Annotated in this window: 16 protein-coding genes, 1 pseudogene and 1 riboswitch; of the genes and pseudogenes, 1 reads left to right on the plus strand and 16 read right to left on the minus strand. The window is 32.4% G+C overall.

What is annotated here, in order from left to right; genetic code table 11:
• On the plus strand, window positions 1-262 hold a 262-nt coding region (locus V5784_RS02935; protein WP_336887556.1), incomplete at its 5' end, for a transposase.
• 61 nt (window positions 263-323) lie between these two features.
• On the opposite strand, the gene V5784_RS02940 is transcribed toward V5784_RS02935, so the two are convergent.
• From V5784_RS02940 to hemB, 16 genes and pseudogenes are all read right to left on the minus strand, one after another.
• Window positions 324-596: a hypothetical protein gene (locus tag V5784_RS02940; protein WP_336887557.1), complete on the minus strand. Its 273-nt coding sequence runs from the start codon at window positions 594-596 to the stop codon at window positions 324-326.
• The gene (locus V5784_RS02945; protein ID WP_336887558.1) at window positions 593-805 is read right to left on the minus strand and encodes a hypothetical protein; all 213 of its coding nucleotides are present in this window, start codon (window positions 803-805) and stop codon (window positions 593-595) included. Before V5784_RS02945 ends, V5784_RS02940 begins: the two co-directional genes overlap by 4 nt.
• A 64-nt stretch (window positions 806-869) precedes the next feature.
• A complete protein-coding gene (locus V5784_RS02950; protein ID WP_336887559.1) occupies window positions 870-1226 on the minus strand; it encodes a hypothetical protein in 357 nt (118 codons plus the stop codon).
• Between the two features lie 280 nt (window positions 1227-1506).
• Window positions 1507-2415 carry a DMT family transporter gene (locus V5784_RS02955; RefSeq protein ID WP_336887560.1) on the minus strand — a complete coding sequence of 303 codons (909 nt, stop codon included), beginning with the start codon at window positions 2413-2415 and terminating at the stop codon, window positions 1507-1509.
• 79 nt (window positions 2416-2494) lie between these two features.
• A riboswitch (FMN riboswitch) is annotated at window positions 2495-2607 on the minus strand.
• A gap of 46 nt (window positions 2608-2653) precedes the next feature.
• Window positions 2654-3439 carry a M48 family metallopeptidase gene (locus tag V5784_RS02960; RefSeq protein ID WP_336887561.1) on the minus strand — a complete coding sequence of 262 codons (786 nt, stop codon included), beginning with the start codon at window positions 3437-3439 and terminating at the stop codon, window positions 2654-2656.
• 36 nt (window positions 3440-3475) lie between these two features.
• The gene (locus V5784_RS02965) at window positions 3476-4792 is read right to left on the minus strand and encodes a cobyrinate a,c-diamide synthase (protein WP_336887562.1); all 1317 of its coding nucleotides are present in this window, start codon (window positions 4790-4792) and stop codon (window positions 3476-3478) included.
• A gap of 143 nt (window positions 4793-4935) precedes the next feature.
• Window positions 4936-6360 carry a leucyl aminopeptidase gene (locus tag V5784_RS02970; protein ID WP_336887563.1) on the minus strand — a complete coding sequence of 475 codons (1425 nt, stop codon included), beginning with the start codon at window positions 6358-6360 and terminating at the stop codon, window positions 4936-4938.
• Between the two features lie 158 nt (window positions 6361-6518).
• Window positions 6519-6875: a CbiX/SirB N-terminal domain-containing protein gene (locus V5784_RS02975; protein ID WP_336887564.1), complete on the minus strand. Its 357-nt coding sequence runs from the start codon at window positions 6873-6875 to the stop codon at window positions 6519-6521.
• A gap of 10 nt (window positions 6876-6885) precedes the next feature.
• On the minus strand, window positions 6886-7860 hold the full coding sequence (gene asrC, locus V5784_RS02980; RefSeq protein WP_336887565.1) for a sulfite reductase subunit C: 975 nt from the start codon (window positions 7858-7860) through the stop codon (window positions 6886-6888).
• Window positions 7861-7870: 10 nt separating this feature from the next.
• Window positions 7871-8689, minus strand: a complete 819-nt coding sequence (gene asrB, locus V5784_RS02985; RefSeq protein WP_336887566.1) for an anaerobic sulfite reductase subunit AsrB — start codon at window positions 8687-8689, stop codon at window positions 7871-7873.
• Complete coding sequence (gene asrA / locus V5784_RS02990; protein ID WP_336887567.1) at window positions 8682-9686, minus strand: anaerobic sulfite reductase subunit AsrA; 1005 nt, start codon at window positions 9684-9686, stop codon at window positions 8682-8684. Before asrA ends, asrB begins: the two co-directional genes overlap by 8 nt.
• 39 nt (window positions 9687-9725) lie before the next feature.
• The gene (locus V5784_RS02995) at window positions 9726-10490 is read right to left on the minus strand and encodes a formate/nitrite transporter family protein (RefSeq protein WP_336887568.1); all 765 of its coding nucleotides are present in this window, start codon (window positions 10488-10490) and stop codon (window positions 9726-9728) included.
• Window positions 10491-10629: 139 nt separating this feature from the next.
• Window positions 10630-11334, minus strand: coding sequence for a Crp/Fnr family transcriptional regulator (locus V5784_RS03000; RefSeq protein WP_336887569.1), 705 nt, complete (start codon window positions 11332-11334; stop codon window positions 10630-10632).
• 21 nt (window positions 11335-11355) lie between these two features.
• Window positions 11356-11811: a bifunctional precorrin-2 dehydrogenase/sirohydrochlorin ferrochelatase gene (locus V5784_RS03005; protein ID WP_336887570.1), complete on the minus strand. Its 456-nt coding sequence runs from the start codon at window positions 11809-11811 to the stop codon at window positions 11356-11358.
• A gap of 36 nt (window positions 11812-11847) precedes the next feature.
• Window positions 11848-13139 (minus strand): annotated as a pseudogene (gene hemL / locus V5784_RS03010) (glutamate-1-semialdehyde 2,1-aminomutase).
• Between the two features lie 77 nt (window positions 13140-13216).
• Window positions 13217-14188: a porphobilinogen synthase gene (gene hemB / locus V5784_RS03015; RefSeq protein ID WP_336887571.1), complete on the minus strand. Its 972-nt coding sequence runs from the start codon at window positions 14186-14188 to the stop codon at window positions 13217-13219.
• Window positions 14189-14192 lie beyond the last annotated feature (4 nt).

Raw genomic sequence — 14192 nt, forward strand, 5'->3', positions numbered from 1 at the left:
AGAATTAAGCGAGTTTTTTAATTATCCAGCCGAAATAAGAAAAATTATGTATACTACAAATATTATAGAAAGTTTGAATAGTAGTTTCAGAAGAACAACAAAGGCAAGAAACATCTTCTCTACAGATCAATCATTGATGAAATTATTATATTTATCAAGTGAGAATATAACCAAGAAATGGACGCAAAAAGTAAGAGGCTGGGAAAGCATTTTAAGAATGCTATCAATAGAATTTGAAGAAAGTTTAAAAGGACATTTATAAAAAAATAGGTAAATGAAAAGGGTACCAATTATGATACCCTCTATCAGCTAAGAAATGTAATTTACACGTAATTTGGGACAGACCCAATATAAATGATAATTCCAATTATTACAGCTCTTTTATCCGTTCCGCCAATGAACTTAATCTCTCTTTCCATCTCTTCATCGGTGACAGACCTATTTTCTATAATAGTTTTAGATTTTAAATACCTTCGATATACAAGATTATGAAGTAATCCTCCTGAAAGTAACCCAATAAATAGCGAGGCACCTCCTATCATTTCAGATAAACTTGGTATATATTTACCTATAATTCCTCCTAAGATCTGTATCAATAAAAAATAAGATATTCCCTCAATGTAACATTTTCTATAGAGTAAATATAACCAATTTCCAAAAATGCCCACCAAGACCATTTCCATGAAAATTCTCCTGAAAGATCCCCTTTTTCAAAGGAATCTTTATACCAGTCTAAAGTTTTTTTAGTTTTTTCCAGACTTTCTTTCTCGCCAATATAGGCAGCTATCAATCTATATTTATCCACTATTATTCCTCCTTATGCTTATACAAAAAAAACTGCAGATAATTGCAGTTTTTAACTTAATCATTTATAGATTTTCATCTCCGAATAAATCATTCCTATTATTGTCTAAAAATTCCTCTAATTTTAAAATCCTTCTTTTCGATGCCTTGTGTCTATGAAATTTATAAAGGAAATCATTTATAATATCTTCCTTAATTTCCAAAGGAAAATCTAAAAAAATCCCCCTTAAAACATCAGATCTTTTTAAAAAATTGGTTTTTTTCTCCCTCTTTACATTTTCTAAATGTTTTTCAAAATTAAAAGGCAATTCTTTTTTAAAACGTCTAAAATAATGATAGACAATGTTAGCATTAAAATCTTCAAAATTATTTTTATTAATTTCAGAGACTAACTCCATTACTTCTTCCCATTTTTCTGTCATAATATCCCCCTCCATTGATAAGTAAAATAAAACCTAATACTATTTATATACCTCAGTTCTAAAGATTTATCAAGGGGTTAATTAAAATTTATTAATCAGTAATAAACTATCTATATTTTTTTCCTATTTTTGATATCTTTAATGTATTTCATTGTCATATATCTAATTGTACCATTCATCTCACCATATACTTCTTTAGAATCCTATATTTTATTTATTTCCACATCTTTTTAGTAAAGTCATTATAACAGATAGGAAACTTACAAAAATAGAGTAATATTTAATTTGTTTTTAATTTAGTTATTTTAATTATAGAAAAAACCATAATACTCATACTTACCCATTGAAGTGGAGATAAGATACTTCCATTGAAGAGATAATCAAATAAAATACTTGAGATAGGAAATGAAAGTTCACAGATTGTGGCTATATTTGCCTTTACATGCCTTAATCCATAATAATATATAAATGCCGCTCCACTTCCACTGGTGAATCCAATAATTATAAATATTTGCCAGTTAAGGGGAGTAATTTTAGAAAATTCCCCTAAATTATTACTTAAAACATTTATAATTAAAAGAATTAATGTTGTAAGCCCATACCTAAAAAATAACGTTTGCTTATGCGTAATTGATGAAACCATTCTTTTCCCAAAAACAGTAGAACTACCAAACGCAAAAGCTGCAACTATAGCATGCATAGATGCTTCTAACATATTTTTATGTTCAGTAGAGAATGGATTAGTAAATTCAAAAGTTAAAAAATAACCAGCTATTAAAGCTAATATAGCCCATACAACAAATTTTTTAGCTATCTTCTCTTTGAGGATAAACCTGGCTAAAACAATAGCAAATACTGGTTGTAATTTTTGTAGAAGCGTTACTGTTGTCAGATGCTGAAAATTTAATAAAAACAGTGCTTTTACTATGGACAATGTTCCTATTACTCCTCCAAAGACTGCAACTAAAGCCATAAATATATAGTCATACTTAGTAAACTTTTTTAAAACTCTGTATTCCTTATAAAATATAAAGTTCATTCCTATAAATGGTAGTAGATGAAGTATAAACACCACAAATTTTGTATCCAGATTATATAGACGTGGGGTAAGAACTATCCCATCGAATCCCCATAAACTAGCTGCTAAAACTATTGCCAATCCACCTATTTTACTCTTTCTCTCTTCCATTTCTTTCTTCCTCCTAATAAAAAAAATACCCCAAGTGAACTTAGGGCATTAAAATCTAGGATATTTATTCCAATTTTTTAAATAACTTCTATCATCCAGACTTTACTGTCGGTATCAGAATTTCACTGATTCAGCCTAAGCTCGCGGACTATCACCGCCGGTAGGGAATCACACCCTGCCCCGAAGTTTTATACAATTTATAGTTAATTATAAACTATATCAATTTACTCTGTCAACATTATTTATTGTAATAAGTCATAGCTTCTGGTAGATCCCTCTCAATATCTTCTATTCTGTGCTTATTAGATGGATGAGTACTCATAAATTCATTTCCTTCATTTTTACTAAGCTTTGCCATTCTTTTCCAAAATTCTATGGCTTCTTTGGGGTCATATCCTGCCATAGCCATGAAAATAAGCCCTAATCTATCTGCTTCTAATTCATGTTTTCTCGAATAACTTAAGATACCCAAATTAGTTCCTATTCCATATGCTTGAAGTGCCAAATCACTTGAAACGGAAACTCCTGCATTGAGTAAACCAAAGCTTAAAAGGTTAGCACCTGTTTGTACAACCATTTGATGGCTCAATCTTTCAGAACCATGTCTCGCTACTGCATGTGCTACTTCATGCCCCATAACTACTGCTATTCCCAATTCATCTTTTGTTATAGGAAGAATCCCAGTATAAAAAGCAACTTTTCCTCCAGGCATACACCAGGCATTTATTTCTTTACCATCCACCAAATTGAATTCCCATTCATACCCTTCAAGCAGATTTTCCTGACCTCTTTCTTTAAAATATTCTTCCACAGCCATAGAGATATTTTTACCTACTTTTTTTACTAATTTTGAATTTTTATTGTTTAAAGGCGAATTTTCTTTTAAAAAGTCCTGGTATTGTTTTTCACTAGATATAATGATGTCACCTTCATCTACCAGCATCAATTGATTTCTTTCTGTAACAGGAACATTGCTACAAGATATCATAAATATTAAACTAAATAACAATATTATTTTTTTCATTTTCTTCCTCCCTAGTTATTTTTTACTTTTTTTTGATTATCTATCAAATAATTTCACAAAAATTTCTATATTCCCATAGAAATGGATGTGGGGATATCCCGCTATGATCTTATCTTTTTCATATCCACACGACCATTTTCTTCCATTTTTTTTCTCCAATTGAAAATATAAATTTTCCTCATCTATATCATAGATATCTGAATAATGGAATTCATGACATCTGCCACTTATTCCATCCTTACTTTCATAGTCCACATATCCAAATCTTTTGATATTGAGTCGCGGTTTCATCTCTACCTTTATATCTAATAGCCCACACATAGGATCAAAGTCACCATCTAACTGCTTTATTCCCTTTGTAAGGTACATGAAGCCACCACACTCAGCATAGATAGGTATTTCCTTGGCAGCCTTCCTTATATCCACCATCATAGATTTATTTTCATATAATTCTTTGGCAAATATCTCTGGATATCCTCCTCCTAAATATATGTAATCTAAATTAGGAGGGAGATGAGGATCATTTATAGGAGAAAATTCTACTATCTCCATCCCTGTATATTCCATGAGTTTTAAGTTTTCAGAATAGTAAAACGAAAATGCTCTATCCTTTGCTACTCCTACCCTCTTCCCTTCAAATTTATTTTTCAAATATTCAGCTGGATTTTCAAACTCTGGTGCTTCATTTCCATCCTCTGCAATCTCTAATATCTTATCTAAATCTATATATTTTCTTGCCATATCCTTTAATATCTCGATCTTTTCATTTAAGTTCTCTATCTCACTAGCCTGTTGTAAACCGAGATGACGCTCACTTATAGATACTCTGTCATCCTTTGGAAAATATCCTACACATGGTATTTCGGTGTATCTCTCTATCCCCACTTTCAAAAGATCATATAATTTTTCACTTCCGACATTATTTAAGATAACGCCTCTTATCTTTACCCTGTGATCCAAATTTTTAAATCCCAAGACTGTAGCTGCAACACTTGTAGAGCTACCTTTCCCACTGACTACTAATATTACAGGAATATCTAATACACGGGATAGATGGGCACTACTATAGTTATCTAGTTCGTGGCTTAAACCATCATAAAGACCCATAACCCCCTCTACTACACTAATATTTTTACTATTTTTAGAGAATATATATTTTACTGCATCCTCACCCATCATAAAAAGATCCAAGTTGTTGGACGGATTTTTAGTTACAAACTCATGAAATTTTGGATCGATATAATCAGGCCCTGCTTTAAATGGTGATACCCCTTCTAAAGCACTCATTATAGCTGTACTGATTGTTGTTTTCCCTGCTCCACTAGATGTTCCTGCAATAAGTATTTTTTTCATTGTTCCTCCTATTATAGAAGGATATGTCTCCCTCTAAATCTTAATACTAGAATTATACAATCCATTGGAAAATTTTGCAAAGATAATAAAAAATGAAGAGCTCTCCAGCCCTTCATTTCAATTTTTTTACTTTTTAACTATATTTACTTCTTTAAATAGTAATTATAAAGAGTTCTTACTATTTGTCCAGTACCGCCATGGGTATAATAACCATATGGTGTATCTGCACATGATGTTCCTGCAATATCAAGATGCATCCAAGGAGTCTCTCCTACAAATTCTTCTATAAACATTCCTGCTGTGATACTTCCAGCAAACTTTCCACCTGTATTTTTTAGATCCGCTATCTTAGATTTATAAAGTTCCTTATATTCAGGGAAGTTAGGTAATCTCCATACCCTTTCTCCTGCTATCTCAGAAGCTCTTTCTAAGTCTTTATACATTTCATCATTGTTTGCTAGTACACCTGTTGTTGTCATTCCTAGAGCTACTAATACCGCTCCTGTAAGTGTAGCTACATCTATTACTTCCTTTACATTTTCATGATTGATGATATAGTGCACTGCATCTATAAGAGTTAATCTTCCTTCAGCATCTGTATTATCCACTTCTATAGTTTTCCCACCCATAGATCCAATAATATCTCCTGGTCTATAAGCATTTCCACCAATTGAATTTTCACACGCAGCAATTACAGTTACTATATTTTTCTTTACTTTCATCCTAGAAAGAGCACACATAGCTCCTATTACAGTTGCCGCGCCCCCCATATCTGTTTTCATATTAGCCATTCCTGCACTAGGCTTCAATGATAATCCACCTGTATCATATGTCAATCCCTTTCCTACCAGCCCATGGATCTCTGTAGGATTAGCAGGATCTCCTAGGTGTCTCATAATGATAAATCTAGGTCTTTTTTCTGCAGCTCTGGCTACCGATAAAAATGCTTCCATCTTTAATTCTAATATCTTATCTTCATCAAATATCTCTACTTCAAACTCATATTTTTCCCCTAATACTTTAACTTCATGAGCTAAACTTTCAGGAAAAATAACATTTGCAGGTTCGTTAACCAGATCTCTCGTTAACATTACTGCTTCCGCTAATGCTATTCCTTCACAGATAGCATCTGTCTCTTCCTCCACGAAGATATCAAAATTTGATTCTTTATTTTCTTTTTTATCTGTTTTATATTTGTTGAAGTCATATTTAGCATAGTGTACAGCTTCTACTACCTGGGTAACTTCTACACCATGAGTCCCGATTAATATCTCTCCATCTAGATCTTTGAGAGCCTTATGGAAGGCTTCTATCACATCATAGGTTTTTAATTTCTCTTTTTTCCCAAGCCCTATATAAGTTATGTTAACTAATTTCCCCTTATGCATCAATTCACAGCTAATAGATGTATTCTTTTTACCTGTAAATTCTTTTTTCTCAATTAATTTTTCTAAAACTATCCTTTCTTCAATGGTTAATTTGTCATATACTCTTACTTCCCCATCGAATTTTGGTATTACATATGCATCATAGATCTTATTGAAACCCTTTACTAATTTAATATTCATAATCTCCTCCAATTTTAATCATTTATTTTATCTTTATATTCTTAGTATAGTATATCTAAACCATATAATCAAGGTAAATTGTAATGGTTATAAAAAACTAGCGTGACAGTGTCTCTAGATAATAAAAAAAGCTCTAGTTTAATACTAGAGCTTTCAACTTAATTATCATTAATTTTTTCCTCTACAGCTTTTATTACAAGTGAATTAAGTAGTAATGAACTTTCCAATAAAAAACTTAACCCTTCTAAATTTGACTCCATCTCTTTTAAAATATTAGGAATGTGTTCAGTTACATGGGAACCATTAGATAGAAAATAAGGGATCACTGTAATCTCTCGAAATCCTTCAGCATACATAGAGCGTATAGCCTCTTCCAACCCTGGAATAGCCAGAGTTAGATTTGCTCCCCTGACATCTTTTCCTGTATTTTCCCTTAAAATTTTAATCAACTCTTTAAAATTTTCATTTACTTCCGAAACTTTACTTCCATGTCCTACTACTAAAATTCCTTTCATGCTAAATCACCTACTTTATTCCAGGATATTTTATACCAGACCAATATATATTGTTTTTCATAACAGAATATTCAGGTAGATCCACACCTTTTAGAGCATATTTTTTAAACTCCATAAATCCTGTCCTATCCACTATATACCCTATATGCTCTTTTGGCAGGCTTTTGTCAATATATTCATCTACATAATCATATGTATTTTCAATTATTTTTATGATGCTAGCTTCATTAACCCAGATAATCCAGTCTTCAGCCAAACGAGGATTTTTTTTCCCTGTTCTTCCCATAATAGCCAATCTATAATATTTTTTAGAGTCTCTGGTCCAAGCAGATGTAGGGCAATTTAAAGTACACTCTCCACATCCTGTACATTTAAAATGGTCTCTTTGCGGCTTATAATTAACAGTTGTTAAAGCTCCAGTAGACAGTCCTTGGCATTTTTTTATACACCGACCACAAGATACACACTTTGTAGGATCTAATTTGGGAAATGTCATCCCAATTATTCCAAAATCATTCATCCTTACTTTTTGACAGTCGTTGGGACAGCCTGTAAGTGCTACCTTAAAATGAAAATCATTTGGAAATATCGCATTTTCTATTTTTTTTGCAAACTCAGTAGTATTGTATTGAGCTTTAGGACAGACCTTATTACCTATACAGGCAGATATATTCCTTGTACCAGCTGCTGGATATCCTGCATTGGCATCTATATGATTTATCTCCAATTTTTCCATTAGAGGAGCCACCATCTCATTTACCTTATCCATATCATTCCAATCTATACCTATAATTTCAAATCCCTGTCTGGTAGTCAGATGGATCCTTCCATCTCCATAGGTATTAGCTATTTTAGATACTATCTCTATTAGATCTCCTGTAATCTCTCCTCCGGGAACTCTTACTCTCAGGGCAGTTTTATCTCTTACCTTTGTGACTCTATAAGCATTTTTTGTAACTTTCTTTCTATTTATATCTAAAATCATCTTATCCCCCTTAATCTAAAAGTTTTTTTCCCTTTGTATAGTTAAATACAGGTCCTTCTAAACACACATATGTTTCATCGATTTTACAATGACCACATTTTCCTACAGCACAAGACATCTTTCTTTCAAATGAAAGCCATATTTTTTCTTCAGGAACTCCATGCTTTTCAAATTCCATAGCTGCAAATTTCATCATCATAGGAGGTCCTACTATTACTACCTCTAAGTCGTCTATATCTGATAAATTCAGCTTATTGACATGCTGTGTTACAAGGCCTTCATTAAGGTCAAGATCACAAGCTTCCCCCTCACACATCTTATCCACAGTAAGTACTACGTTGTTTTCTTCCTGCCACTTTCCTATCTCATCCTTAAAGATTATACAGTTAGTATCTTTAAACCCAAGGATAAGCTCCATCTTCTTGACAGATTTAAAATTTCTATGGACTGCATTGATCATAGATCTTACAGGCCCGCATCCAGATCCACCTGCTACAATTACCAGGTGTTTGTCTTTATATTTTTCATCGAATGGGAATCCATTCCCATAAGGACCTCTTAAAAAAAGATTATCTCCTGCTTTTAATTCAAATAAAACATCTGTAACCTTTCCTACTTTTCTGATTAAAAATTCGATCCATCCCTCTTCTGGATTAAATTCCGTTACTGAAATAGGAGCTTCTCCAACTTTAGGAATTGATATCTGAATAAATTGACCATAGTTGATCTCGTTAGCTCTGTCAAACTCTACTTTAAAAAGCCACTCTATATCTGTTACCTGCTGAATATCCAAAATTTTATAGGGACTGGGCATATAAATATTATTCATCTTCTCCTCCTAATACTGCTGTAAGTTTTTTTATACAATTTGAAAAAGAAATATATTCAGGGCAGGCATCGTCACATCTTCCACAACCCGTACACATATGGTATCCAAATCTTTTCTTATAATCTCCGATCTTATGCATAGTCTTAAATCTCATTCTATCACCATGTTTCTTTCTAAATTCATGTCCTCCTGCCATATCTGTAAATCCATCTACATGACACGAAGCCCATACCCTTCTTCTTTCACCTGTGTTTTCATTTTCACTATAGAAGATGTCTTGAGTTGTTGTACAGGTACACGTAGGACAGACGAAATTACATCTACCACAAGCGACACATCTTTGGTCATATTCTCTCCATAGATCTAAATTAATTACATCCTCTAAATTAATTACATCAGGGATTTTCAATTCAATCTCATTTTTTACTGGGTAATCTATCTCAAATTCTTTTTCTGTCCCAGAAAAAGAATTTTTTAATTTTTCATCTAAAATTTCTAATTCTATTTCATTTTCATTGATATTCATTCCCATATGATGGTTTTCAGTTTTATTCGTCCCCATACTTACACAGAAACAACTGTCAAAACCTGTTTTACATCCCACAACAACAAATTTAACTTTATCCCTTCTATTCTTATAATAAATATCAGAAAATTTATTCCTTAAATATATTTCATCAAACCTCTTCACACTATGAAGGTCACAGGCTGTTAAAAATACCAATGAATCTTTTGCATCTATGTCTGGTTCCTTATACTCTTTTTCTGTAAAATAAAACATTGTTTCTGATTGTGGTGTCAATATTTCCTTTGGTGAAAATTCTGATTTTTTATCAAATACCATTTCCTCTATAGTCGACACCTCTCCATACCTTACTAAATCCGTGTCAGAAAACCTTCCCTCATAGGGGTAAAGTTTAGGTGCGTATATCTTGTACTCCTTTTCTAATTTTTTCAGACTTTCATTAAAACTCATCTTACTCATTGAAATTTTCAAATTCATCCCTCCAGTTTCTATTTTTTCCCTCTCTAAAATCTATTTAGATTTTCTTCCCAGATACCAATATACCAATCCTAGGGCTCCTCCACCTACAACATTTCCTAAAGTTACCCAGAGCATATTATGTCCATATCCAGCTAAAGATACTTCAGGGCCATGATTAAGTAAGAGACCAGCAGTAAATATCGACATATTAGCTATACTATGTTCATATCCAGATGTAATAAATGCAAATAGACACCAAAATATCATTATTAACTTTCCTGATTCACTTTTCATCTTGATATAAGCCAGTACCGCTAAACAAACTAAGATATTACAAAGTACTCCCTTAAAAAAAAGTGAAGTTGGATCCCCGGCCATCTTAGCCTTTGAAAGAGCAACAATAAATTCTCCTACTTTGCCTTTAGGAGCTCCACTAAATACATATAGCATTCCTATGATTGTAGATCCCACTAAGTTTCCTATATAACTTATTCCCCATACCTTTAATGTATCCTTTAAAGATACTTTTTTATTTGCAAGTCCTGCAGCCATAATCATATTATTTCCTGTAAAAAGTTCAGATCCAATAACTAAAACAAGACTCAGTGCAATCCCAAACCCCAAACCTATAAATATTTTAAATTGTGGTCCCAATCCCTTAGTCAGTCCACCAATAGTCATGATAAGAAATATACCGAGTCCCACATAAAGTCCTGCCATAATAGACGCTAAAAAATATTTACCCTTACTCTCTTCTATCAGTTTCTTTTTTCCAAATGCCGCATTAGATAATTTTTCCAGTGTTTCTGCATACATATTTTTCCCTCCTAAATATAATCTGTACAAAATGTGATTTTAACCTCCAAATTAGATCAAAATATTTTTTTCACTATACCACGTGAGTATATCTTAACAAAGTATATAAAAAAATAACGTGATGCTCATCACGTTATTCTTATATTCTATAAAATTGTCTGAGTTCCTCTCTTTTTACAAAAATTCTTTTATCGATCCATTTGATGTAACCATATCCTTCTAGCTTCTTCAATTCTCTGGATATGGTTTCTCTCGTACTACCCAGCATATCAGCCAGATATGTTATACTTATTTTAAACTCTAACCCTATCCAGCAATCCTTTTTATCACAAGATCCACAAGATCCATCTTTAATTTCACACATAATCCCGTAATCCTTTGAGAGTTTCCATAATTTAGATGCCACTTTTTTATCCAGGCTGATGGGGGCAGTGTTTTTTAACTGCCTATATAACCTTCTAACCTTTTTTCCTGTAGATTGAATCACTCTATATGCAAGCTCAAAATCTTGAGACATTATTTCTTTTAGGTCAATGGCTGAGTATTCTAAAATTGTTGTTGCCTCAAAAATCTCTGCATTTACACTTGCCGGGAGATTGTCAAAAATCACCTCATTTATAATCTCTCCACTCCCTAATATATATATTACCTTTTTTTGAGCTTTCTGAGTATACCTATGCATACTAACCTTTCCAGAAACAATTATATATATTTTATCCACTCTGTCTTTTTCAAAAAAAATAAATTCACCTTTTTTATATTTCTTAATCTTCACTTTTTTCTCTAAAAAATCTATAGTTTCTGGATTTAAACCTTTAAATATTGATAGTTCATCTATTTTCATGATCTGCCTCCATCGAATACTCTATTTTTCTAGACCTTTTATAATTTTATTTTTTAGTTCCAAGGCTCTTTTGGGATTACCTTCATTGGTTGAGATAGCTACTTGGAAGTCTTCTCCCCTATGAACAGCACAAAATCTTGCATTTAGATCTTCCTTAGTTGTTATATTATTGACTAATATATTTTTAGAATTTCCTAATTCATAGATTTTCTTATTCAACTCTTTGTCATCGGTAGCTCCTACAATTAAAAATCTATTGTTGATATCTTCCTCTTTAAATTCTCTCAATGTAAGGCTGATCTTTTTCTCCTCAAATAAAATTTGGATCTTTTTTTCTACAATTTGAGGACTTATAACTTCTATTGTGGCACCGTAATCTAAAAGTGTTTTTATCTTACGGTAGGCTATTTTACCCCCACCTACTACCAATACATCTTTATTGGATAGATCTATAAAAACGGGAAAATATTTTTTCATTTTGACTCCTATTTTACCCTTACGAATTATTTATAGTTACTTTGAAATTTCTATAAATGCCTTCTCCATTGCAGATAGATTTTCATTTAAAATCTCTTCACTATGAGTTATCCCCATAAAATGTGCTTCAAATTTAGAAGGTGGCACTACTACTCCATTTTCTAACATAGCATTAAAATATTTAGAATATTTAGTAGTGTCACTAGCCATTACATCTTCTAATGTTTCTACTTTTATCAAATCTGTAAAGAATATAGTAAATAGTGATCCTACCTTATTGACACATACTGGTACGTTGTATTTTGCAGATAAATTATATATCCCTTCTACAATATAATTTACTTTTCCTTCTAAGTCTGTGTATATAGATGGAGTATTTTTTAATATGCTTAAAGTCTCAAATCCAGCAGTTACTGATATAGGGTTTCCTGATAGTGTTCCTGCATGATATACATCTCCCACAGGTGCAATCATATCCATTATTTCTCTCTTTCCACCAAATGCTCCGACGGGGTATCCTCCACCAATTATCTTTCCTAATGTAGTTAAATCAGGAGTAATTCCATAGTGTTGTTGTGCTCCGCCAGCTGCAATTTTAAATCCACTTATAACTTCATCAAATATTAAAAGTGTCTTATGTTCTGTGCATAATTTACGTAATCCCTCTAAATATCCTTTTTTAGTTTCGATAAGACCCATATTAGCAGGAATTGGCTCTACTATGATACAAGCTACCTCTTCCTTTTTCATCAATTCTTCAACTTTTTTTAAATTTCCAAATGGCAAAGTTAATGTATCTCTTAATACACCTTCTGTAAGACCATTACTGTCCTGATAACCTCCAGTTAATAATCCAGATCCTGCTGCTACTAACAATGAATCTGAATGACCATGGTAACATCCTTCAAATTTTAATATTTTATTTCTCTTTGTATATGCACGAGCTACCCTTACTGCTGCCATTGTAGCTTCTGTTCCTGATGTAGTTAATCTTACTTTTTCAATAGATGGAACCATAGATATAATTAGTCCCGCTAACTCTACTTCTTTTTTAGTAGGTAATCCAAATGAACAACCATCTAAGACAGCAGCTTGAACAGCCTTTATTACCCTTTCATCATTATGTCCTAAGATCATAGGCCCCCATGATTGGATAAAGTCTATATATTTATTTCCATCTTCATCGATAACGTGAGCTTATTTGCCGATTTTATAAAGATAGGAAATTCTTTTTCCACAGATTTAAATGCTCTAACCGGGCTATTTACTCCCCCTGGAATTATTTTTACTGCTTTTTCAAATATATCTTTAGAATTTTTATAATTCATAATTTCTCCTCTTGTATTTTTTTAGCCACCAAATTTATATTAATTGGTGGCTAAATATTTTATTTTGATCACAATTTTTATTTGTCTTCTTTTAACCATCTAGCTATATCTTTAGCAAAATATGTAATGATTATATTTGCTCCTGCTCTTTTCATAGCATATGTTTTTTCCATAACTATATTTTTTTCATCTATCCATCCATTCAATGCTCCTGCTTTTATCATTGCATACTCTCCACTCACACTGTATGCAGCAACTGGAACTTCAAATGTATCGCTGATTTTTCTGATTACATCCAGATATGACAGAGCTGGTTTTATTATTACTATATCCGCTCCCTCTTCAAGGTCTGCTCTGGTTTCAGATACCGCATCTATACTAAATCTATAATCCATTTGATATTGTTTTCTGTCTCCATGTGAAGGAACTGAACCTGCCGCTTCTCTAAATGGTCCATAAAATGATGATGCATATTTTACACTGTAACTCATAATAGCTAGTTCTTTAAATTCATTTTCATCTAAAATATCTCTTATTGCCTTTATTCTACCATCCATCATATCTGAAGGCGCTACTATATCTGCTCCTGCTTTCGCATGAGATAAAGCTATCTTTGCTATATATTCAATAGTAGTGTCGTTGATAACCCCAGATTCATCTATGATACCACAGTGTCCATGAGAAGTATATTCACACATACAAACGTCAGTTATAACTACCATTTCAGGTGAATGTCTCTTTATCTGCCTAACTCCTTCTTGTACGATACCAGTATCATTATATGCTTCTTTTCCAACACAATCTTTTTCCAAAGGAATTCCAAATAATAGCACTGAATTAACTCCTAATTCATTCAATATATTCAACTCTGCATCCAACATATCCAGTGACAGTCTGTATTGTCCAGGCATAGAAGAGATCTCAGTTCTTATTCCCGTTCCTTCCTCTAAAAACAACGGATAAACTAGGTCATCTACACTTATATATACATCTCTTACTAATTTTCTTATACCATCTGATTTTCTTAGATTTCTGTGTCTTTTAAACATATTG

Origin of the sequence: Psychrilyobacter sp., from assembly GCF_037132775.1 — a bacterium.
Classification (GTDB): Bacteria; Fusobacteriota; Fusobacteriia; order Fusobacteriales; family Fusobacteriaceae; genus Psychrilyobacter.